Origin of the sequence: Microbacterium sp. F51-2R (genome assembly GCF_052180235.1) — a bacterium.
Lineage (GTDB): Bacteria > Actinomycetota > Actinomycetes > Actinomycetales > Microbacteriaceae > Microbacterium.
On record NZ_CP197470.1, the window covers coordinates 1,696,575 to 1,717,525 of the forward strand.

The 20,951-nt window shown below is 70.5% G+C and carries 18 protein-coding genes; 13 read left to right on the top strand and 5 right to left on the bottom strand.

What is annotated here, in order from left to right; genetic code table 11:
* The first annotated feature begins 20 nt into the window (after positions 1-20).
* A complete protein-coding gene (locus ACSBPH_RS07630; protein ID WP_442576988.1) occupies positions 21-1,739 on the top strand; it encodes an amidase in 1,719 nt (572 codons plus the stop codon).
* A gap of 52 nt (positions 1,740-1,791) precedes the next feature.
* Here the strand turns inward: ACSBPH_RS07630 and ACSBPH_RS07635 are convergent, their stop codons facing one another.
* The 3 genes from ACSBPH_RS07635 to ACSBPH_RS07645 all read right to left on the bottom strand — a co-directional run bounded on the left by ACSBPH_RS07635 (position 1,792) and on the right by ACSBPH_RS07645 (position 5,332).
* Positions 1,792-3,150: a pyridoxal phosphate-dependent decarboxylase family protein gene (locus ACSBPH_RS07635; RefSeq protein WP_442577263.1), complete on the bottom strand. Its 1,359-nt coding sequence runs from the start codon at positions 3,148-3,150 to the stop codon at positions 1,792-1,794.
* A gap of 117 nt (positions 3,151-3,267) precedes the next feature.
* A complete protein-coding gene (locus ACSBPH_RS07640) occupies positions 3,268-4,518 on the bottom strand; it encodes a D-arabinono-1,4-lactone oxidase (RefSeq protein WP_442576989.1) in 1,251 nt (416 codons plus the stop codon).
* A gap of 76 nt (positions 4,519-4,594) precedes the next feature.
* Entirely contained in the window at positions 4,595-5,332 is a 738-nt protein-coding gene (locus tag ACSBPH_RS07645; RefSeq protein ID WP_442576990.1) for a FadR/GntR family transcriptional regulator, read from the bottom strand.
* Positions 5,333-5,415: 83 nt separating this feature from the next.
* On the opposite strand from ACSBPH_RS07645, the gene ACSBPH_RS07650 reads away from it, so the two are divergent.
* From ACSBPH_RS07650 to ACSBPH_RS07690, 9 genes are read left to right on the top strand one after another with little or no spacing between them, the layout of a single operon-like run.
* Positions 5,416-6,852, top strand: a complete 1,437-nt coding sequence (locus ACSBPH_RS07650) for an MFS transporter (RefSeq protein ID WP_442576991.1) — start codon at positions 5,416-5,418, stop codon at positions 6,850-6,852.
* Positions 6,849-8,630: a dihydroxyacetone kinase family protein gene (locus tag ACSBPH_RS07655; RefSeq protein ID WP_442576992.1), complete on the top strand. Its 1,782-nt coding sequence runs from the start codon at positions 6,849-6,851 to the stop codon at positions 8,628-8,630. Before ACSBPH_RS07650 ends, ACSBPH_RS07655 begins: the two co-directional genes overlap by 4 nt.
* Position 8,631: 1 nt before the next feature.
* The gene (locus ACSBPH_RS07660; protein ID WP_442576993.1) at positions 8,632-9,102 is read left to right on the top strand and encodes a ribose-5-phosphate isomerase; all 471 of its coding nucleotides are present in this window, start codon (positions 8,632-8,634) and stop codon (positions 9,100-9,102) included.
* Positions 9,103-9,121: 19 nt separating this feature from the next.
* Positions 9,122-10,024: a triose-phosphate isomerase family protein gene (locus ACSBPH_RS07665; protein WP_442576994.1), complete on the top strand. Its 903-nt coding sequence runs from the start codon at positions 9,122-9,124 to the stop codon at positions 10,022-10,024.
* Positions 10,021-10,812 carry a sugar phosphate isomerase/epimerase family protein gene (locus ACSBPH_RS07670; protein WP_442576995.1) on the top strand — a complete coding sequence of 264 codons (792 nt, stop codon included), beginning with the start codon at positions 10,021-10,023 and terminating at the stop codon, positions 10,810-10,812. The genes ACSBPH_RS07665 and ACSBPH_RS07670 overlap by 4 nt, the downstream gene beginning before the upstream one ends.
* The gene (locus tag ACSBPH_RS07675; RefSeq protein ID WP_442576996.1) at positions 10,812-11,675 is read left to right on the top strand and encodes a phosphogluconate dehydrogenase C-terminal domain-containing protein; all 864 of its coding nucleotides are present in this window, start codon (positions 10,812-10,814) and stop codon (positions 11,673-11,675) included. The genes ACSBPH_RS07670 and ACSBPH_RS07675 overlap by 1 nt, the downstream gene beginning before the upstream one ends.
* 35 nt (positions 11,676-11,710) lie before the next feature.
* A complete protein-coding gene (locus ACSBPH_RS07680) occupies positions 11,711-12,466 on the top strand; it encodes an SDR family NAD(P)-dependent oxidoreductase (RefSeq protein WP_442576997.1) in 756 nt (251 codons plus the stop codon).
* 1 nt (position 12,467) lies between these two features.
* Positions 12,468-14,195 carry a hypothetical protein gene (locus ACSBPH_RS07685; RefSeq protein WP_442576998.1) on the top strand — a complete coding sequence of 576 codons (1,728 nt, stop codon included), beginning with the start codon at positions 12,468-12,470 and terminating at the stop codon, positions 14,193-14,195.
* A 51-nt stretch (positions 14,196-14,246) separates the two neighbouring features.
* Positions 14,247-15,512, top strand: a complete 1,266-nt coding sequence (locus ACSBPH_RS07690; RefSeq protein WP_442576999.1) for an MGH1-like glycoside hydrolase domain-containing protein — start codon at positions 14,247-14,249, stop codon at positions 15,510-15,512.
* Between the two features lie 50 nt (positions 15,513-15,562).
* On the opposite strand, the gene ACSBPH_RS07695 is transcribed toward ACSBPH_RS07690, so the two are convergent.
* Complete coding sequence (locus tag ACSBPH_RS07695) at positions 15,563-16,579, bottom strand: LacI family DNA-binding transcriptional regulator (RefSeq protein WP_442577000.1); 1,017 nt, start codon at positions 16,577-16,579, stop codon at positions 15,563-15,565.
* Between the two features lie 242 nt (positions 16,580-16,821).
* Between ACSBPH_RS07695 and ACSBPH_RS07700 the strand changes: the two genes are divergently transcribed.
* From ACSBPH_RS07700 to ACSBPH_RS07710, 3 genes are all read left to right on the top strand, one after another.
* Positions 16,822-18,138 carry an ABC transporter substrate-binding protein gene (locus ACSBPH_RS07700; RefSeq protein WP_442577001.1) on the top strand — a complete coding sequence of 439 codons (1,317 nt, stop codon included), beginning with the start codon at positions 16,822-16,824 and terminating at the stop codon, positions 18,136-18,138.
* Positions 18,139-18,241: 103 nt separating this feature from the next.
* The gene (locus ACSBPH_RS07705; protein ID WP_442577002.1) at positions 18,242-19,123 is read left to right on the top strand and encodes a carbohydrate ABC transporter permease; all 882 of its coding nucleotides are present in this window, start codon (positions 18,242-18,244) and stop codon (positions 19,121-19,123) included.
* Positions 19,124-19,134: 11 nt separating this feature from the next.
* Positions 19,135-20,049, top strand: a complete 915-nt coding sequence (locus ACSBPH_RS07710) for a carbohydrate ABC transporter permease (RefSeq protein WP_442577003.1) — start codon at positions 19,135-19,137, stop codon at positions 20,047-20,049.
* Between the two features lie 51 nt (positions 20,050-20,100).
* Here ACSBPH_RS07710 and ACSBPH_RS07715 read toward each other — a convergent pair whose 3' ends face one another.
* Positions 20,101-20,931 (bottom strand): NAD-dependent epimerase/dehydratase family protein, encoded by an 831-nt coding sequence (locus ACSBPH_RS07715; protein ID WP_442577004.1) that lies wholly within the window; start codon positions 20,929-20,931, stop codon positions 20,101-20,103.
* Positions 20,932-20,951: the final 20 nt, after the last annotated feature.

Below are 20,951 nucleotides of genomic sequence, written 5' to 3' on the forward strand. Positions count from 1 at the left end.
GGGGTGGGGAGGGAGAAATCATGATCGACGTCGTCGAGGCATCCATCGCCGACCTGCGCCGTGCCCTCGAGGCCGGCACGACCACGGCCGTCGAGCTCGTCCGCGCCTATCTCGCCCGCATCGACGCCTACGACGGCCCCGACAGTGGGACGAAGCTCAACGCCGTCGTCGTGCGCAACCCCGACGCGATCGCCGAGGCCGAGGCATCCGATCTCCGCCGCTCGCGGGGCGAGACCCTCGGGCCGCTCGACGGCATCCCGTACACCGCGAAAGACAGCTACCTCGTCCGCGGCCTCACGGCGGCGGCCGGGAGTCCCGCCTTCGCAGACCTCGTCGCCCAGCGCGACGCGTTCACGATCGAGCGGCTGCGGGCGGCCGGGGCGATCTGCCTCGGACTCACCAACATGCCGCCCATGGCCAACGGCGGCATGCAGCGCGGCGTCTACGGCCGCGCCGAGAGCCCGTACAGCGCCGACTGGCTCACCGCGCCCTTCGCCTCGGGGTCGTCGAACGGATCGGGCACGGCGACGGCGGCGAGCTTCGCCGCCTTCGGGCTCGGCGAAGAGACGTGGTCGAGCGGCCGGGGTCCCGCCACGAACAACGCGCTGTGCGCATACACGCCCTCTCGCGGGGTCATCTCCACGCGTGGCAACTGGCCGCTCGTCCCGACGATGGACGTCGTCGTGCCCCACACCCGCACGATGGTTGACCTCCTCGAAGTGCTCGAGGTCATCGTTGCCGACGACGTCGAGACGCGCGGGGACTTCTGGCGCGCGCAGCCCTGGGTCGCGCTTCCGGCCGCGTCGGCGGTTCGGCCCGACTCGTACCTCGCTCTTGCGATGACGGATGCCGCGGCCGCCCGCACCGTGCTCTCCGGCCGTCGCGTCGGCATCCCTCGCATGTACGTCAACGCCGATCCCGAGGCCGGAACCGGCACGGGCATCGGCGGGCCGACGGGCGAGCGCATCGAGACGCGCGCGTCGATCATGGCGCTGTGGGAGGCGGCCCGGCGCGACCTCGAGGCCGCGGGCGCCACGGTCGTGGAGGTGGAGTTCCCCGTCGTCTCGAACTACGAGGGCGACCGTGCCGGCGCGCCGACGATCGCGACCCGCGGGCTCGTGACGCCGGAGTTCCTCGCGCGCGAGATCGTCGACCTCTCGGCGTGGTCGTGGGAGGACTTCCTGGCGGCCAACGGAGATCCCGGCCTTCGCACCCTCGCGGACGTCGACGGCGCGCGGATCTTCCCACGGCCGCCGGGCGCCGAGCTCGACCGCTACACGGGCTTCGACGACGACATCGCCGAGTACCCCGACTGGGTGCGCACGCACCCCGGCGCCTCCCCCTGGACCGACATGCCCGAGCTCGCCGAGGGCCTGCGCGGCCTCGAAGAGACGCGGCGCGTCGATCTCGAGGAGTGGATGGACCGGCTCGGCCTCGACGCCGTCGTCTTCCCCGCAGTCGCCGACGTCGGACCGTCCGACATGGACCGGGTCGAGGCATCCGCCGATCTCGGCTGGCGCAACGGCGTGTGGGTCGCCAACGGCAACCTCGCCATCCGCCACCTCGGCATCCCGACGGTCACGGCGCCGATGGGGACGATGGCCGACACCGGCATGCCTGTGGGCCTGACCTTCGCGGGCCGCGCGTACGACGACACGGCGCTGCTGCGCCTGGCCGCCGCGTTCGAGGCGACCGGCCCGCGCCGGACGGAGCCGCCCCGCACGCCCCGTCTCCCCTGACCCGCGCCCTTCCCGCCCTCCCGTCCCGGCGGCGGCCAGCGGGAGGGAGGGGTCAGGCGAGGGTGTCGAGGATGCCCGTCAGCAGCTCGAACGTCGTCATCGGCGAGATGATCGCGAAGCGCAGCACGGGCTCCCCCGCGTGCGAGCTCGGCACGACGAATGCCGTCTGCTCCTCGAGAAGCCGGTCCGACCAGGCCTGGTAGTCCGCGAGCGTCCAGCCCTCGCGACGGAACACGACGACCGACAGCTGCGGGTCGCGCACGAGTGAGAGCCCCTCGCGTGCCTCGATCTCATCGGCGATTCGACGCGCGAGATCGATCCCGTACTCGATCGCCGACCGGTACTCCTGCGTGCCGTACGTCGCGAGGGAGTACCAGAGCGGCAGGCCGCGCGCCCGGCGGGTGAGCTGCACGGCGAGGTCCGACGGGTTCCAGTCGGCGGTCTCGGTCAGGGTGTCGAGGTACTCGGCCTTCTGGGTGTGGGCGATGAGGGCGTGGGAGGGGTCGCGGTAGATGAGGGCGCAGGCGTCGAACGGCGCGAAGAGCCACTTGTGCGGGTCGACGATGACCGAGTCGGCGAGCTCGACCCCCGCGAACGCGGGCCGCATCCGCTCCACGAGCATCGCCGCCAGGCCGTACGCGCCGTCGATGTGCAGCCAGATCCCGCGCGCCTTCGTCACGGCGGCGATCGAGGCGATGTCGTCGACGATCCCGAAGTTGGTGGTTCCCCCCGTGGCGACGACCGCGAAGACGGCGTCGCCGTAGGCATCGAGCATCCGCTCGACCGACTCGCCGTGGAGGCGGCCCGAGGCATCCGCCGCCGCCTTCACGACGTCGACGTCCATGACGGCTGCCGCCGACGCGATCGACGAGTGCGCCTCGGCGCTGCAGACGACGACCCACCGCGCCGGATCGGGGCGTCCGGCCGCCGCGTTGCCCCGGCGCGCGGCGTCACGAGCCGCGACGAGCGCCGAGAGGTTGCCGATCGTCCCGCCCTGCACGAAGACGCCGCCGGCGCCCTCGGGCAGGCCGAACTCGCGGGCGAGCCAGTGCAGCACCTCGTTCTCGGCGAAGACGGCCCCCGAGCCCTCGAGCCACGAGCCTCCGTAGATCGCGGATGCCGAGACGATGAGGTCGAACGCGATGGCGGCCTTGGTCGGGGCCGACGGGATGAACGACAGGTATCCGGGATGATCCGTCGAGACGCACGCCGGCGCGAGCACGTTCTCGAACAGCGCGGCGGCCCGCCGCGCACCGATCCCCTCGGGCGTGATGGAGCCCGACGCGAGGCGCGACAGGTCGCGCGGCGAGAGCGGCTTGTCGAGCGGCACGTCCTGGTAGAGCGCGCGTCGGCGCGCATAGTCGAGCACGACGTCGACGGTCGCACGCGTCTCGTCCGAGATGGCGTGCATGCGGTCGGGCGAAGGGGCGTCGGTCACTGGAACCTCCCGGGGTCGACTCCATTGTGGGGGCCCGGGGCCCTCGTCGCCGAGGAATCCTTCGCGAAGAAGTCTGGCCCGGCAGACGCCTCAGCGCGGCTCGCGCAGCCCCACCCGCCGCAGGTGCGCGTTGACGAAGCGCCCCTCGGGGTCGAGGCGCTCGAACACGGCCCGCGCGTCGGCGAGCCGGGGATGCACGCGCTCGATGGCCGCCGCATCGAACCGGTGCACCTTGCCCCAGTGCGGACGGGCCGCGAACGGGTGCAGCGCCTCTTCGATCCGCGGCAGGAGCGCACCGACCTCGTCGGGGTGGTCGTACCAGGTGAAGTGGATGATCACGACATCCTGCTCGTACGCGCCGCTCAGCCACAGATCGTCGCGGGCCGCCGTGCGGATCTCGCTCACGACGAGATGGGGACGGATGCTGTCACCGAGCCTGCGCACCGCGTCCAGCGCCGCCGCACCGTGCTCACGGGGCACGAAGTACTCGGTCTGGATCTCGTCTCCGAACGACGGCTCGGTGTCGAGGCGGAAGTGCGGAAGCCGCAGCATCCAGGGCCCCGGCACTCCCCCGACCTCCGTGATGTTGTCGCCCATGCCGAGCGGCGAGTCCTTGCCCTCCACGCGTCGTCCGTCCAGGAGCGTCTCGGGCACGCCGTCGTCGTCGGACTCCACCCGGGTCTTGACCCACACGAACCCGACCGTGGCGGGCTCCCACATGGTGAAGACCGAGACGCTGTACCCCGCGCCGGTGATCGCGTCGAGATCTGCCAGTGCGGCGTCCCACGTGATGCCGCTGTAGATGTCCTGCCGCACGCGGAAGGTGGGCTGGATGTCGAGGGTCACCGCCGTGACGATGCCGAAGGCCCCGACCCCCACGGCGAGCGCCGCGAAATCGTCGTCGCCGCGTCGCACCTCGTGCACTTCGCCGTCGGCGCCGACGTAGCGGAAGGCCCGCACCGCCGTCGTCAGCACGCCGTTGCCGTCGCCCGATCCGTGCGTGCCCGTCGCCGTCGCTCCCGCGACGGAGATGTGCGGCAGCGAGCCGAGGTTGTGAAGCGCCCACCCCTGCTCGTCGAGGGCGCTCGCGACGACGCCGTAGCGGGTTCCCGCGGCGACGGTGACGGTGCGCGCCTCGGGGTCGATCGTGAACTCGTCCACGAGGCCCGAGACATCCACGAGGGTGCCGTCGGTGTCGGGAAGGTCGGTGAAGGAGTGCCGCGTTCCCAGGGCGTGCACGAGGGCGCCCTCGCGGACCACACGCTGCACCTCCTGCTCCGTCGGCGCCGAGACGATGTTCGGTGCGACGTATTCGTACGTTCCGGCCCAGTTGCGAGGCATCCGTTCTCCTTCTCGACGACGATCGGGTCCTACTTCACCGGCGGGGCGCGCCGCGGCGTGACGAGGGCGACGCGGCTCAGCCCGACGCGGCGGCGGCGACGCGCGACGACGCCGTGGCCATGTGAACGGCCATGGCCGAGGCCGCCCCGTCCTCATCGGCCGCTTCGACGGCGCGGAAGACGGCGTCGTGCTCGGCGATCGCCGTGAGCGCTTCGGCCTCGTCGTGGACGGCACGGTCGGCGTACACCTGCAGGAGCGAGCGCACGACGTGGAGCGTGTCGATGAGCAGGGCGTTGTCCGCGGTGCGGGCGAGCGCGTCGTGGAAGTCGAGATCGGCCTTGGCGAACGCCTTCAGCGTTCCGACGCTCTGGCGCATGCGCTCGAGGCTCGTGCGGAGTGCTTCGAGGTCGGATGCCTCGACCCGCGCCGCCGCCAGCCGGGCGACGTAGATCTCCAGGCCCGAGCGCAGCTCGAGCAGCTCGGCGGTGTTGCGCTCGCCGATGAGCAGCCCCCACCGCAGCGTCTGGGGAAGCAGCTCGCTCGCGTTGCCGCGGAGGTAAGTGCCCGACCCCGGCCTCACCTGGACGATGCCGAGGATCTCGAGGGCGGCGAGCGCCTCACGCACCGCAGAGCGGCCGACCTCGAGCGTCGCGGCGAGCTGCCGCTCCGGGGGAAGTCGCGTTCCGGGCGCGATCGATCCGCTGGTGAAGAGGTCGAGGAGGCGCCTGGCCACCTCGGACACAGGGGTGCCGGCCGGGAGCGCGCCGAGGGCGGCGGTGATCTCCGCCGATCGGTCCCCTGGGTAGGCGGGCATGGTGCCACGGTACACGGTGGGGACACGACATCCGGGATTGCAATTGGTCAACCGGTTTGTCATACTGGCTATCATCCTCGCCGATGGCCGTCGATCAGAACCCTGGAGTCAACGTGGACCAGACCTCTCCCCCCGCGCAGACCGATGTCGCGCGCTCCGCGATCCGGAAGGTGGCGTGGCGCCTCGTTCCGTTCGTCGCGCTGATGTTCTTCATCAACTACCTCGACCGCACCGCGATCGGGTTCGCCGCCCCCAACGGCATGAACGAAGACCTCGCGCTCAGCGCCGCTCAGTTCGGCTTCGCCTCGGGCGTCTTCTTCATCGGCTACATCCTTCTCGAGGTGCCGTCGAACCTCGCGCTGCACAGGTTCGGCGCCCGCCGGTGGCTCTCGCGCATCATGGTCAGCTGGGGAATCGTCGCCCTCCTGTTCACGTGGGTGCAGAACTTCGAGCAGCTGGTCTTCCTGCGCTTCCTGCTGGGCGTGGCCGAGGCCGGGTTCTTCCCCGGCGCGATCCTGTTCCTCAGCCTGTGGGTGCCCGCGCAGTACCGCAGCCGCATCCTCATGCTCTTCTACCTCGCCCAGCCCCTGACGACGGTGTTCGGTGCCCCGCTGGCCGGCTGGCTCATCCAGCAGCACGCCGTGTTCTTCGGACTCGAGGGCTGGCGCTTCATGTTCTTCGGCGTCGCGATCCCCGCGATCGTCGTCGGCGTCATCGCATGGTTCTACCTCAAGGACAAGCCGGCCGACGCGAAGTGGCTGACCGACGACGAGCAGGTCTGGCTGACCGACGCCCTCGCAAAGGAGCGCGAAGAGACCCAGAAGCGTGAGAAGCACGTCTCGGTGCGCTTCGCCTTCAAGTCGGGCCGCGTGTGGGTGCTCTCCTTCATCTACTTCGGCTTCATCTACGGCCTCTACGCGCTCGCGTTCTTCCTGCCGACGATCATCGAGGGCTTCCAGGCGCAGACGGGCCAGACCTTCGACGTGTTCCAGAAGGGCCTCATCACCGCGATCCCCTACCTGCCGGCCGCCATCATCATGTACTTCTGGGCGCGGGATGCCTCCAAGCGCGGCCTGAAGACGTGGCACATCGCCATCCCGGCCCTCGTCGGCGGAGTGACGATCCCCGTCGCCCTCTTCGCAGGCTCGCCCGTCGCGACGATCGCCGTCATCACGATCACGGCTTCGGCGATCTTCGCCGCGCTCCCGAACTTCTGGACGCTGCCGACGCGCTTCCTCACGGGAGCCGCCGCCGCGGCCGGCGTCGCGCTCATCAACACGATCGGAAACCTGGCGGGCTTCAGCGCCCCGTACATCACGGGCGCCGTGCACGACTTGACGGGCGGCTACGAGGTGCCGATGTTCATCGTCGGCTTCTTCATGCTCCTCTCGGCGGTGCTGATGCTGCTCCTGGCACGCAGCAACCGGATCGCGCCGGTCGAGCGCATCATCGACGAGCAGGCCGCCGACGCTCACGTCGAGGTGGCCGAGAGCAAGTCTCAGGGGGCGAGAGGCCGATGACCCGGTTGTGGAACGAGCCGTCCGCCTTCGCGGACGAGATGATCGACGGCTTCGTCGCGGCCAACGCCCGCTCGGTGCGACGCGTGCAGGGCGGGGTCGTGCGCGCGACCGTGGCGCCCGAAGGTCAGGTCGCGGTCGTGATCGGCGGCGGCTCGGGCCACTACCCCGCGTTCGGCGGCCTCGTCGGCCCGGGCCTCGCGCACGGCGCGGCGATGGGCAACCTCTTCGCCTCCCCCTCGACGCAGCAGATCGCGGCGGTCGCGAAGGCCGCCGACAACGGCGGAGGCGTGTTCTTCAGCTACGGCAACTACGCCGGCGACGTGCTCAACTTCGACGCCGCGCAGGACAGGCTCCGTGCGGAGGGCATCTCCTGCGAGACCGTCACCGTGACCGACGACATCTCCAGCGCCGGGCCGCGCGAGAAGCACAAGCGCCGCGGCATCGCGGGCGACCTCACGGTCTTCCGCGCCGCCGCGGCGGCGGCCGAGGCCGGCTACGACCTCGCCGAGGTCGCGCGAGTAGCACGACTCGCGAACGAGCGCACGCGCTCGTTCGGGGTGGCCTTCACGGGCTGCACGCTGCCCGGGGCGGAGCAGCCGCTGTTCAGCGTCCCCGAGGGGCGGATGGCGGTCGGCCTCGGCATCCACGGCGAGCCCGGCATCGACGAGACCGACATCCCCACCGCCGACGGGCTGGCCGAGCTCCTCGTCGAGAAGCTCCTCCCCGAGGTGCCCGACGGCGTCGAAGCTCGGGGCGCCCGCGTCGTGCCGGTGCTCAACGGCCTCGGATCGCTCAAGTACGAAGAGCTATTCGTCGTCTACCGGCGGGTCGCGCAGCTGCTCGAGGGCGCCGGCATCGAGATCGTCGACCCGCACGTGGGCGAGTACTGCACGAGCTTCGACATGGCGGGCGTCTCGCTCACCCTGTTCTGGCTCGACGACGAGCTCGCCGCACTGTGGGACACCCCCGTCGACACCCCCGCGTACCGCCGCGGCTCGGTCGCCGCGCAGGTGCGCCGCCGCGACGCCGAGGAGACCCTCGACGCCGTCCTGGACATCCCTCCCGCCGACGACGCCTCGCGCGCCGCCGCGCGGACCGTCGTCGCGGCGCTCGAGACGGTCGTGGCGACGATCGACGCCCACGCCGACGAACTCGGCCGGATCGACGCGATCGCCGGCGACGGCGACCACGGCATCGGCATGCAGCGCGGCTCGCACGCGGCGCTCGACGCCGGCCGTGCCGCCGCGCAGGGAGGCGCAGGCGCAGGCACGACCCTCGCGCACGCTGCCGACGCGTGGTCCGACAAGGCCGGCGGCACCTCGGGAGCGCTGTGGGGGGTCATCCTGACCGCCGTCGCCGGTGCACTCGGCGACGAGGGGCGCCCCACCCGCACCGCGATCGCGAGCGGCGTGGCTGCGGGCCGGGCAGGGGTCATGGCCTACGGCAAGGCCGAGGTCGGCGACAAGACCATGGTCGACGCGCTCGTGCCCTTCAGCTCCGAGTTGACCCAGCAGATCGACGCGGGGGCACGCCTCGCCGATGCGTGGCGCGTCGCCGCCGACGCCGCGACGCGCGCCGCCGTGGCCAGCGCCGACCTCCTCCCCCGCATGGGCCGCGCGCGCACCCACGGTGAGCACAGCCTCGGCACGCCCGATCCCGGCGCCGTGTCGCTCGCCCTGCTGGCGACGGCCGTCGCGGACGTCGTCGCCGCGGGCACTCACAACGCGCTCGACACGGTCGACCCCACCGACCTCGACCAGCCCCTCGAAAGGAACTGACATGGCACAGCCCCTGCGCATCGTCGTCGGAAGCGACGACGCCGGCCTCGACTACAAGGAGATCCTCAAGGAGGACCTCGAGCGCAACGACGGCGTGGCCTCGGTCATCGACGTGGGTGTCGACGCGGACGGTCACACCCCGTACCCGCGGGTCGCCATCGCCGCGGCCGAGCTGGTGGCCAAGGGCGAGGCCGATCGCGCGCTGCTCATCTGCGGCACGGGCCTGGGCGTCGCCATCGCGGCGAACAAGGTCGCCGGCATCCGCGCCGTGACGGCGCACGACAGCTACTCCGTCGAGCGGAGCGTCCTGTCCAACGACGCCCAGGTGCTCACGATGGGCCAGCGCGTCGTCGGGATCGAGCTCGCCCGCCGGCTGGTGCGCGAGTGGCTCACGTACCGGTTCGACCGTGCCTCGGCATCCGCCGACAAAGTCGCCGTCATCGACCAATACGAGACGACGGGGCAGTGCTGACCGTGGGAGCGCCGCGCTGATGCCCCGGGCCGTGGTGGGAGTGAGCCTGAAGATGTACTTCGGTCATCATCAGGCTGTCGACTGGTGCGCGCGCGTCGCCGAGGCCGCCCGCAGCCACCCGGCCCTGACCTCCGGAGACGTCGCGCTCTTCGTCATCCCGTCGTATCTCGTCATCCTTCCTGCCCTCGACGCCTTCGCGGGCACGCCCGTGCTCGTCGGCGCCCAGGACGTCGCCGCCTACGAGCCCGGCGCCTACACCGGCGAGGTGAGCGCCGCCGAGCTCGCCGAGGCGGGCGTGCGCGTCGCCGAGGTGGGGCACGCCGAGCGCCGCCGTCTCTTCGGCGAGACCGACGAAGTCGTCGCCGCCAAGACGGCTGCGGCCCTGCGCCACGGCATCGCCCCCGTGCTCTGCGTCGGCGAGACCGAGCGTCTTTCGGGGACGGATGCCGCGGCCGCCACGATCGCGCAGGTCCGCGCCGACCTGGCCGCAGCCCCGGACGGGCCCGTCATCGTCGCGTACGAGCCGGTGTGGGCGATCGGCGCACCCGAGCCCGCGCCCGTCGAGCACATCGCCGCCGTGACGCGCGCCCTGCGCGCGGCGCTGCAGGAGCTGCCCGGCCGCGGCGGAAGCGCCGTGATCTACGGCGGATCGGCCGGACCCGGCCTCCTGACCGAGCTCGGCGATGCCGTCGACGGCCTCTTCCTCGGCCGCTTCGCGCACGACGTCGAGTCCCTCCTCGCCGTCCTCGACGAGGCCGCCGCCCTCCCCCTCCCCGAGGCCGGAACCGTGAGCCTCCACCTGAGCGCCGAGACCGCGGGTGCCACCCACGCTCTCGGCGCGCAGATGGAGGCTCAGCGTCCGGGGACGGGGACGGGGACGGGGGCTGAGGGGCCGCGGCCGGGAGCGGAGGGGGCGGGATGATCGGGCTCGGCACGTACGCCTTCTTCTGGCAGCACTCGGCCCGCGCGACCGAGCCGCTTTCGCTCCGCGGCGCGTTCGAGGCGACGCGCGCGATGGACATCGACCTCTTCCAGATCTGCGACTTCGCACCGCTCGACGAGATGACCGGCGCCGAGGTCGCCGAGGCCGCCGCGGCCGCGCGCGACCTCGGCCTCGCCATCCAGCTCGGCACGAAGGGCATCGAGCCCCGCCACCTCGCCCGCTACCTGCGCCTGGCCGACGCCTTCGACGCGCGCCTGGTGCGCAGCATGCTCTACGGCCCGGATTCCCGGCCGACGCTGACCGAGGCCGAGACACAGCTGCGCGAAGCCCTTCCCGCGTACGAAGCGGCCGGGGTCACGCTCGCGCTAGAGACCTACGAGCAGGTCGCCACCGCCGACCTCGTGGGTCTCGTGGAGTCGTTCGCGAGCCCGCAGCTGGGCATCTGCCTCGACCCCGCCAACGTCGTCGCGCGTCTCGAACTGCCCCGCACCTGCGTCGAGCTGACCGCCGGCGTCGTCGCCAACGTGCACGTCAAGGACTTCGCGTTCGACCGCCAGCCCGGCTGGGTCGGGTTCACCTACAGCGGCGCGCGCATGGGCGAAGGCCTTCACGACTACCCGCACCTGCTCGAGCGGGTGCGCCCGCGCGAGCGCGGCATCGACGAGATCGTCGAGCACTGGCTGCCCTGGCAGGGCGATGCCGAGACCACCATCCGAACCGAGCGGGAATGGACCCGCGCGACCGTCCAGCACCTGAGGAGCATCTGATGAGCACCACGACCGACACCTACAAGATCGCCGTCATCGGCGCGGGCGGCAAGATGGGCATGCGCGTGTCCGACAACCTCGTGAAGACCGACCACACGGTCTCGTTCGTCGAGAACTCCCCCGCGGGACAGCAGCGCACGATCGACGCGGGCCGTGAGCTGACGGATGCCTCGACCGCCGTCGCAGACGCCGACATCGTCGTCCTGGCCGTCCCCGACCTCGCGCTCGGCCCCGTCACGGCCGACCTCGTGCCACAGCTCAAGACGGGGGCGATCGTGCTGACCCTCGACCCCGCCGCCGCCTACGCGGGCCTGCTCACGACCCGCGACGACGTCGTGCAGGCCGTCGCGCACCCCTGCCACCCCTCGGTGTTCCTCGAGCGCACGACCAAGGAGGAGTGGGCCGACACGTTCGGCGGCATCGCCGCCCCGCAGGACGCGATCGCCGCCGTCGAGAGCGACGAGCCCGCCCACAAGGCCATCGTCGAGGCGACCGTCCGCGCGATCTACGCCCCCGTCATCGACGTGCACTTCGTCACGATCAAGCAGCTCGCGCAGCTCGAGCCGACCCTCGTCGAGACTGTCGCGTGCATGATCGGCGCGCTCCTCAACGAGGCCCTCGACGAGGCGATCCACACCATGGGCGTCCCCGAGGCGGCGGCCCGCAGCATCCTGTACGGCCACACGCAGGTGGCGCTGGCCAATGGCCTCCGCGGCGACAACCCGTTCAGCGACGCCTGCCTCATCGCGATGGACTACGGTCGCGAGAGCATCATCAAGGAGGACTGGAAGAAGATCTTCCGCGACGACGAGCTCGACAAGAACCTCGCGCGCATGCTGCACCTCGACCACATCCAGCGGTGAGTCCGCGAGAGCATCGAACAGAGAGGCGTCCGGGAATGGGACAGCTCGACGGAAAGACGGCGCTCGTCACGGGCGCGGCGCTGGGCATCGGCCTCGCGGTCGCACAGCGCTTCGCGCGTGAGGGCGCGCGTGTCGTGCTCGCCGATCGCAACGGCGAGGGCGCGGCGCAGGCCGCGGCCGGGATCGGCGAGTCGGCGCGCGCGGTGACGATGGACATCTCCGATGAGGCCGCGGTCGAGGCCGCCTTCGCCGAGATCGAGGCCGACGGATGGGCGCCCGATGTCGTCGTCGCCAACGCCGGCGTGCAGCTGTTCGGTCAGGACGCCCCCGCGGCCGACCTCGACCTCGACGTCTGGCGCCGCACGCTCGACATCAACCTGACGGGCACCTTCCTCACGGTCAAGCACGCGGTGCGTTCCATGCTCCCGCGCGGCGGTGGCTCGATCATCCTCACCGGCAGCCCCACGGGGGTCAACGGCGAGGGCAGGGACTTCACGGCGTACAGCGCCTCGAAGGCCGGCATCCACGGGCTCGGCCGCACGGTCGCCGCGGCGTACGCCTCGAAGGGCATCCGCGTGAACACGGTGCAGCCCGCCTACACCGAGACCCCGCTCGTGGCCGCCATCAGCGAAGACCCGGAATCTCGCGCCGCGATCATCGGCCGCATTCCGCTGGGCCGTGCGGGCACACCCGACGACGTCGCCGGGATCATGGTGTACCTCGCGAGCGACGACGGCGCCTTCGCGACCGGCGCGCTCTTCCAGGTCGACGGCGGGATGACCTCGCTCTGACATGACCGACTCCTGGCACGGCTCGCACGGCCCGTCCCGCCACTGGCGGGGCGGGCCCTGGGCGATCGAACTCCGCGACGACGAACTCGCCGACCTCACCTACGACGGGCGCCGCGTGCTGCGCAGCATCCGCGCCGTCGTGCGCGACCGCGACTGGAACACCGCGGCCTGGGTGATCGAGCAGATCGTCGAGACCGACACGACCCTCGAGCTGCTCGTGCACACCGAGGGCTACGGCGCCGAGCTTCGCGGCACGGTGCGCGTCGACGCGACACCCGACCTCCTCGTCGTGAGCTTCGACGCCGTCTCGACGACCCCCTTCGACACCAACCGCACCGGCCTGGTCGTGCTGCACCCGCCGCAGATCGCCGAACACGCGCTCACCGTGACGCACTCGGACGCCTCGGTCGAGGCATCCGTCTTCCCGATCGCCATCAGCCCCGACCAGCCCGCGTTCGACATCACCGGCCTGGAATGGGACGACGACGGCCTCGCGATCGACGTGCGCTTCACAGGCGACGTGTTCGAGATGGAAGACCAGCGCAACTGGACGGATGCGTCGTACAAGACCTACAGCCGTCCCCTCTCGCTCCCCTTCCCCTACCCGCTCGCCGCGGGCGAGCACGTCCGCCAGGCGATCGCCGTGCGCGTCACCCCGCGCACCGCGCCCGCGCCCCGCCCCGATCCGGGCCGCCTCGAGCTCACGGATGCCGGCGTCGCCTTCCCCCACATCGTCGTCGGAGCGTCCTCGGCGCCCGACCCCGCACCGGTCCTCGCCCCCGTAGCCCCGACGCTCCTGGTGGAGCTCGATCTCGCCGCACCGAGCCGGCACTCCGCCCTCGCGCGGGCCGCGGCATCCGGCCGGCCGCTCGATGTGCGACTCGTCGTCGACCCCGCCGACCCCGGCGCCTTGGATGAGATCGTCGGCGCACTCGCGGGCCTCGCCGTCGTGCGGATCGGAGCCTTCGATCCCCTCACCCACGTGACGGACACGGATGTCGCGGCCGCCCTCCGGCGCGCGGTCGCCCGCGCGGGACTCGACGCGCCGATCGTCGGGGGCTCGCGCGCGCACTTCACCGAGCTCAACCGCGAGCGCGAGCGGATCCCCCGCGACCTCGACGGCATCGTCTTCAGCACGACGCCGCTGTTCCACAGCCTCACCACCGAGCAACTCGTCGAGGCGCTCGGCATGCAGCGCCTCGTCGCCGAGCAGGCCGTGCGCCTCGCCGGCGGAGCCCTCGTGCACATCGGCCCCGTGACGCCGCGCCCCCGGTTCAACGATGTGGCGACGGCGCGCCCGCCGGTGGCCCCCGACACCGACCTCGCGCGCGGCTACGGCCCCCAGTTCGCCGACGCGGACGACGTCCGGCAGGATGCCCCGGAGCTCGCCGCCTGGACGATCGCGAGCGCCGCGGCCCTCGCCGTGCCGGGCGTCGCGAGCATCGCGTACTTCGAGGAGTGGGGCCCGCGGGGCGCCGTCCGCGCCGATGGCACCGACCGCCCCGTCGCCGCGGCGCTGCGCGCCCTCGCCGGGCTCGCCGGGGCACGACTCCTCGTCGCGCCGAGCCGCGACGGCCTGCTGTGGGCGGTCGGCGCCGAGGGATCAGGCGACACGATCGTGCTCGTCGCGAACCTCGACACGACGGAGCGAAGAGCGAGCGTCGTCGTCGGCGGCGTCGAGCGCGCGGCATCCGTCCCCGCCGGCGGCTGGGTCTCTCTCACCTTTTGACATCCGGGACTGCGCACACGGCGCAGCCGAAACAGAGCAGCAGGAGCAACGATGCACGACCGCTGGGTCCGCCTTCTCGAGTCCTACATCCACGAGAGCGCCGAGGAGATGACGCGGGAGCCTGAAGGACACCTCGCGCACCCCTACACCGTGCCGAGCAGTCCCGGCTCGCCGTACTACTCCAGCGCGCTGTGGGACTGGGACTCCTGGACCATCAGCATCGCCCTCGCGCAGGTCGAGGCTGACACCGGCCAGGAGGGGCGGTTCTTCGAGTACGAGCGCGGGAGCATCCTCAACTTCCTCGACCACACCGACGCCGACGGGGTCATGCCGATCCAGCTGAGCCCGACCGGGTCGCTCACGCACGGCGATCCCGGCCGCGCCGGCGGATTCTCGCAGAACATGCACAAGCCCGTGCTCGCCCAGCACGCGGCGCTGCTCGTCCAGCGACGCGGAGACGTAGAGTGGCTGAAGCCCCAGCTCGGCACGATCGGCGCGTTCATCGACCGCTACCTCGAGAGCCACGTACACCCCGAGACGGGGCTGGCCTACTGGCAGACCGACTTCGCCGTCGGCATCGACAACGACCCCTCGGTCTACTACCGCCCCGACAAGAGCACGGCGGCCATCTACCTCAACAGCCTCCTCTACCGCGAGCTGCTGGCCTACGGCTACCTGCTCGAGCTGTCGGGCGATGCGCCGGCCGCGAACGTCGCGCGCGGGAAGGCGCAGGACCTCGTCGACGCGCTCAACCGCCACGCGTGGGACGAGCGCGACGGCACGTTCTACAGCGTCGACATCGGGCTGCGCGCAATCGACCCCGACGACTGGCTGCACCGCGGAGCGCCCCGTCGGTGGAGCTCGCTGCCGATCCGCGTCGACAACTGGTCGAGCTTCCTCCCGCTGTGGGCGGGCCTGGCCTCGCAGGAGCAGGCCGAGCGCATGGTGGAGCGCTACCTCGACACCCGCACCTTCCATGCGAACTACGGCGTGCGCACCCTCTCGCGCCTCGAGAAGATGTACGACCTGCGCGCCTCGAACAACCCCTCGAACTGGCTCGGACCGGTGTGGGGCATCAGCAACTACCTGGTCTTCCGAGGTCTGGTGAAGTACGGGTTCACGGATGCCGCGGCCGACCTCGCCGAGAAGACCGTGCGCCTGTTCGGGCGAGACCTCGAGACGAACGGCTCGCTGCACGAGTACTACCACCCCGACAGCGGCGAGCCGATCATCACGCACGGCTTCCAGAACTGGAACTTCCTCGTGCTCAACATGATCGCCCACCTCGAGGGACGCAGGACCCTCAGCGAGTTCTGACGTGCGGGGCCCCGGCCGGCCGGGGCCGCCCGGGCTGCGGCCACGCGGGCTCAGCGGCCGCCGAAGCCCTGCGTGCTCGCGCGGATGACGAGATCGGGAGCGAACACACGATGCGGATCGTCGATCGCGCGACCCTCGATGACGTCGAAGAGCAGATCGACGACCGCCGTGCCGTAGCCGTCGTGCCGACCGCGCACGCTCGTGAGCGGGATGAGCGAGCCTTCTGCGAAGGCCGTGTCGTCGTAGCCGATGATGGCTGCCTCTTGCGGCACGCGCACACCGCCGAGCACGAGCACCTGCATGATGCCGAGGGCGAGGAGGTCGTTGACGGCGAAGATCCCGTCGGGGCGCATCTCGGGCGCCCTCGCCATGAGCGCTGCCCCTACCGACAGGCCGCCGCGGACGCTGCGGTCGGTCTCGTCGATGAACTCCAGGGTCGCCCCGCCGGACTCGCGCACGACCTCGCTGAGACCCGCGAAGCGGTCGGCGATCTGCGGCAGACTCAGCGGGCCTCCGACGACCGCGAGGCGGCGGCATCCGATCTCCAGAAGATGGCGGCCCGCCTGGCGTCCGCCCGACACGTCGTCGATCGACACCGACGGCTGCTCCGACGACACGGCGCGCTGGCCGACGAGCACCGACGGTGTGCCGCGACGCCTGACACTCGCGAGGCGGTCTTCGATGGGGCCGTCCGACGAGACGAGGAGGCCGAGCACCTGGTGCTGCTCGAAGACGGCGAGGTAGTCGTCCTCGCGCTCGCGGCTGCGGTGCGAGTTCGCGAGGAAGACCGTGACACCGCGCTCGGTCGCGCGGCGCTCGACGCTCTCGGCGATCTCGGAGACGTAGGGGTTGCTGACGTTCGGCGAGATGTAGCCGATGACGCTGCTGACTCCGAGACGGAGTTGACGGCCGGCGTTGCTCGGCACGAAGCCGATCTGGTCGATCGCGGCCTGGATCCGCAGCGCCTTGTCGGCCGATACGCGATCGGGATGGTTGAGGTAGTTCGAGACGGTGCCGACGGCGACACCGGCGACCTCGGCGACCCCGCGGATGCCGGTCTTGGCCATTGCAGCCCCTTCTGGCTCGGTCGGCTTCGGCGCCGACAGATTGAACAGCACTGTAGCGGAGGGCCCGCCGACCGCGCTGCCGAATCGGAACGTTTCAAAAACTCTCCTGCACCAGCGCATCGAGGAGGCTCGGCGTTATCCTATTGTGACGTTTCAAATCCGCTTGACAGCCGCCTGCACTCCATCTTACGATCCTTTTGAAACGTCTCAAAGAAGACGTCCCCACTTTTCAAGGAGGAAATGTGTTCACAGCAGAACGACGGCGTCTGCGGAAGCCGCTCATCGGTGCAGCGGCTCTGCTGGGCGCCAGCGCGCTCATCCTCGCCGGCTGCTCTGGCGGCGGCGGATCCTCGAGCACCGAGGACGTCAAGAGCCTCGAGTTCCTGAAGAACGCCGAGAACACCACGACGGAGCCCGTGCTCCAGGCACTCGCCGACAACGAGTGCACCGACGAGAACACGGCACTCCCTCTCGAAGTGAGCTCGATCCCCCAGGCCGACCTCGACGCGCAGGTGCAGCTCCTCGCGACGCAGGACGGCCTCCCCCCGATGTTCTCCGCCGGCGGCAACCCGGCCGAGGGCGCGAAGCTCGCCAAGAACGGCTACCTCGTCGACTTCGACAAGGCGCTCACCGAACTCGGCGTCCGCGACAAGATCTCCGACGGCGCCGTCTCGACCATCGAGAAGCTCTACGGCGGCGACTTCACCTTCCTGCCGTTCCAGTACAACATCGAGGGCATCTTCTACAACAAGCAGGTGTTCGCCGACAACGGCTGGGAGGTCCCCACGACGTGGGACGACCTGCTGAAGGTCGCCTCCGAGGCCAAGGCCGCCGGCCTCACGCCGTTCGCGGCCTCGGGTGAGCAGGGCTGGCCCCTGACCCGCCTCGTCAGCGGCTACCTCTTCCGTTCGCTGGGCGCCGACGCCCTCCAGGCCGTCGCCGACGGCAAGGCCAAGCTCACCGACCCCGAATACGTCAAGGCCGCCGCCGCGATCGCCGACCTCGGCAAGCAGGGCTACTTCGGCGACAACGTCGCGTCGCTGGACTACGACGCCGCCACGAACGAGTTCCTCACCGGCAAGGCCGCCATGATCTACATGGGCAGCTGGCTGCTGGGCAACATCAACGGCGACACCAACCAGATCGGCGCCGACAACGTCGGGTTCTTCAAGTTCCCGGCCGTCGACGGCGGCAAGGGCTCGATCGACGAGTACCCCTCGAACGTGGGCCTGCCGGCGACCTTCAACGCCAAGACGTACTCGAAGGACAACGGGGTGGGCGCATGGCTGAAGTGCATCGCCGCCAACTACGGCAACGAAGCGCTCAAGCAGGGCCAGATCACCGGCTTCATCGCCGATGAAAAGGTCGACCTGCCCCCGATCTCGCAGACGATCGCCGACGAGATCTCGTCCGCGAAAGACAGCGTGCTGTGGTTCGAGGCGCTCTTCAACGCCAAGGCCAGCAACATCTCCTCGACCAACGCGGCGCTCCTGGTCACGGGCCAGCTCTCGCCCGAGGAGTTCATGAAGCTCGTGCAGGACGCCCTCGACCAGGGCTGAGCCTCAGGCCCCGGCGCGCCCCACGGGCGCGCCGGGGTCCACCCGGTCACGGGCGCCGAGCGCCACCGCCGCCCTCACCCCGCTTACCCGAAAGTTGCCGCACATGAAGTCCGTTCTGGGCGATCGCAAGGCGATCACGCTGCTGCTCACGCCGGCGCTCCTCGTCTACACGCTCATCATCCTCGTCCCCGTCTTCTGGTCGTTCGGCCTGACGTTCTTCACGGGCAGCGTCCTGACCGGCTTCGAGTTCACGGGCCTGAAGAACTTCCAGCGGCTCTTCAGCGATCCGTATGTGGCCGACGCGTTCTGGTTCACCGTCAAGTACGCCATCCTCATGACCCTGCTGCAGGTCGTGCTCGGGTACGGCCTCGCGCTGCTGTACCAGTACGTCCTGCGCCGCTCGTCGGTGCTCGTGCGCACCTTCGTCTTCTTCCCCGTCGTCCTGCCGACCGTCGCGATCGCGATCCTGTACCAGAAGCTCTTCCAGTCGGCACCGTCCGACGGACTCGTCAACGAGCTCCTCGTCAACGTCGGCCTGCAGTCCGTCGACTGGCTCGGCGCCGGCACGACGGCCTTCGTCGTCATCGTCATCATGGACGTCTGGCGCTCGGTCGGCTTCTACGGCGTGCTGATCTTCTCGGGCCTGCTCGACATCCCCGACGACATCATCGAGTCGGCTCGCATTGACGGAGCGAAGTCGTTCAAGCTCTTCCGGCACATCATCCTGCCGATGTCGCTGCCGATCCTCTTCGCGTCGTTCATCTTCAGCATCAACGGCACGATCAAGGTCTTCGACTCGGTCTTCGCGCTCACCGGCGGCGGCCCCGGCAACTCCACGACGCCGCTGACCCTGTACATGTACCGCACGGCGTTCCAGTACAGCGACTTCGGCTACGGCTCGACGATCGCGCTCCTGCTGACGATCATGTGCCTCGTCGTCACTCTTCTCATCTTCCGCTCGTCGCGTCGCGACAACACCGTCTGAGAGCGCCGACCATGACCTCGATCCTCGATCCCGAGACGACCGCCGTCCACACCCCGCGCGCGTTCGAGCCGCACCGGCGCACCCCCGCGCAGGCCGTCGTGCACGTGCTGCGGCGCATCCCGACGTGGCTCACGATCACCTTCCTGCTCGTCGTGACGGCCTACCCGCTCTTCTGGATGGTGATCAACTCCCTCAAGACGAACGCGGACTTCCTGAGCAACCCCTCCTACGCGTTCCCCGAGGAGTGGCACTGGGAGAACTACGTCATCGCGTGGGAAACCGGGAACCTCGCCACGACGATCTCGAACTCGCTCATCGTCACCATCCCCTCGCTGATCCTCATCGTGCTGCTCGGGACGGCGGCCGGCTATGCGCTCGAGATCCTCGTGTTCAAGGGCCGCGCGATGGTGCTGCTGATCTTCCTCGCCGGCATCATGATCCCCGGCCAGATGATCGTCCTCCCGCTGTTCAACGCGTTCTTCAAGCTCGGCATCAACAACTCCTACCTGCCGATGATCATGATCTACACGGCAGCCGGGCTCCCGCTGACGGTGTTCATGATGGCGACCTATTTCCGCGCCATCCCGCGCGAGATCTTCGAGGCCGCGACGATCGACGGGGCGTCCATGACGCGGGCGTTCTTCGCGATCGGCTTCCCGATGATGCGCAACGCCGTCATCACGGTGGCGATCGTGCAGTTCTTCCTCATCTGGAACGACCTGCTCATCGCCCTGATCTTCGGCGGCAAGCGCAGTCTCAACACGATCCAGGTCGGGCTCCTGAACTTCTCGGGAGAGTACGGCGCCATCAACTACGGCCCGCTCTTCGCCGCGATCTGCATCACGACCTTCGGCATCCTGATCCTGTATCTGTTCCTCAACCAGCGCATCATGAAGGGCCTGGCTGCCGGAGCGGTCAAGGGCTGACGACGGATGCCGCGTCCCTCACTCGCCGGACAGGGCAGGGCCGCGGCGGGGTCAGCGCCAGTCGTGCTGAGCGACGAACGCCAGCCGCTCGCGCAGCTTGCGGGTCGAGACGAGCGACTCGAACTCTCCGAGATCGTCCGCGACCGGCGTGCCGGGGAACCAGCGCGCGGCGAGGTCGCGCGACGGGACCGACAGGCCCGACTCCGGCGCCGCGACGTTGTAGACCTCGAAGCCGGGCTCGGCCGCCTCGAGGGCGAGCGCGACGGCGAGTGCGCCGTCGCGCGCATCGATCCACGTGCCGATGAGGTCGCGGCGGTACTCGGGGTCGCCGGCGCGGTCGAAGGTCGCGTACTCCGACTCGTCCACGACGTTGGTGAAGCGCAGCGCCGTGATGGAGGTGTCGGGATGCCACGACACGAGCTCGCGGGCGATCGCCTCCTCGGCGACCTTGGCGAGGCCGTACGTGTTGTTGGCCTGCGTGTACGCCTCGTCGACGGGGAGCGCCGGCGGCGCGTCGTCGAAGGGGAACCCCATCGCGGTGATGCTGGAGGCCGCGACGATGCGGCGGATGCCGGCGCGATGCGCGGCGAAGAGCACGTGGAACGACACGCCGATGTTGTTGTCGAACGTGGCGACGTCGGGAACGAGACCGTTGACGGGGAGCGCGGCCAGGTGGACGAGTGCGTCCAGGCCCTCGTGCCGCGCCGTGACGCCGAGGAAGGCGTCGAGGGTCTGCCCGTAGTCGGTGAAGTCGACGCGCACGAATCCGGGGCCCGCGGGTCCTACGAGGTCGAAGCCGACGACGTCGTGCCCGCGGTCTCGCAGGGCCGAGACGGTCGCCCTGCCGAGCTTTCCGCCGCTGCCGGTCACACCGATGATCATGGATGCCTCCGAATGGGCCA

Coding starts and splice junctions, on each gene's coding strand:
- ACSBPH_RS07655 (WP_442576992.1), top strand. CDS start 6,849: ATGACCCGGTTGTGGAACGAGCCGTCCGCCTTCGCGGACGAGATGATC.
- ACSBPH_RS07640 (WP_442576989.1), bottom strand. CDS start 4,518: ATGCCTCGCAACTGGGCCGGAACGTACGAATACGTCGCACCGAACATC.
- ACSBPH_RS07665 (WP_442576994.1), top strand. CDS start 9,122: ATGCCCCGGGCCGTGGTGGGAGTGAGCCTGAAGATGTACTTCGGTCAT.
- ACSBPH_RS07630 (WP_442576988.1), top strand. CDS start 21: ATGATCGACGTCGTCGAGGCATCCATCGCCGACCTGCGCCGTGCCCTC.
- ACSBPH_RS07715 (WP_442577004.1), bottom strand. CDS start 20,931: ATGATCATCGGTGTGACCGGCAGCGGCGGAAAGCTCGGCAGGGCGACC.
- ACSBPH_RS07645 (WP_442576990.1), bottom strand. CDS start 5,332: ATGCCCGCCTACCCAGGGGACCGATCGGCGGAGATCACCGCCGCCCTC.
- ACSBPH_RS07685 (WP_442576998.1), top strand. CDS start 12,468: ATGACCGACTCCTGGCACGGCTCGCACGGCCCGTCCCGCCACTGGCGG.
- ACSBPH_RS07635 (WP_442577263.1), bottom strand. CDS start 3,150: ATGCACGCCATCTCGGACGAGACGCGTGCGACCGTCGACGTCGTGCTC.
- ACSBPH_RS07650 (WP_442576991.1), top strand. CDS start 5,416: ATGGCCGTCGATCAGAACCCTGGAGTCAACGTGGACCAGACCTCTCCC.
- ACSBPH_RS07705 (WP_442577002.1), top strand. CDS start 18,242: ATGAAGTCCGTTCTGGGCGATCGCAAGGCGATCACGCTGCTGCTCACG.
- ACSBPH_RS07690 (WP_442576999.1), top strand. CDS start 14,247: ATGCACGACCGCTGGGTCCGCCTTCTCGAGTCCTACATCCACGAGAGC.
- ACSBPH_RS07710 (WP_442577003.1), top strand. CDS start 19,135: ATGACCTCGATCCTCGATCCCGAGACGACCGCCGTCCACACCCCGCGC.
- ACSBPH_RS07680 (WP_442576997.1), top strand. CDS start 11,711: ATGGGACAGCTCGACGGAAAGACGGCGCTCGTCACGGGCGCGGCGCTG.
- ACSBPH_RS07675 (WP_442576996.1), top strand. CDS start 10,812: ATGAGCACCACGACCGACACCTACAAGATCGCCGTCATCGGCGCGGGC.
- ACSBPH_RS07660 (WP_442576993.1), top strand. CDS start 8,632: ATGGCACAGCCCCTGCGCATCGTCGTCGGAAGCGACGACGCCGGCCTC.
- ACSBPH_RS07670 (WP_442576995.1), top strand. CDS start 10,021: ATGATCGGGCTCGGCACGTACGCCTTCTTCTGGCAGCACTCGGCCCGC.
- ACSBPH_RS07695 (WP_442577000.1), bottom strand. CDS start 16,579: ATGGCCAAGACCGGCATCCGCGGGGTCGCCGAGGTCGCCGGTGTCGCC.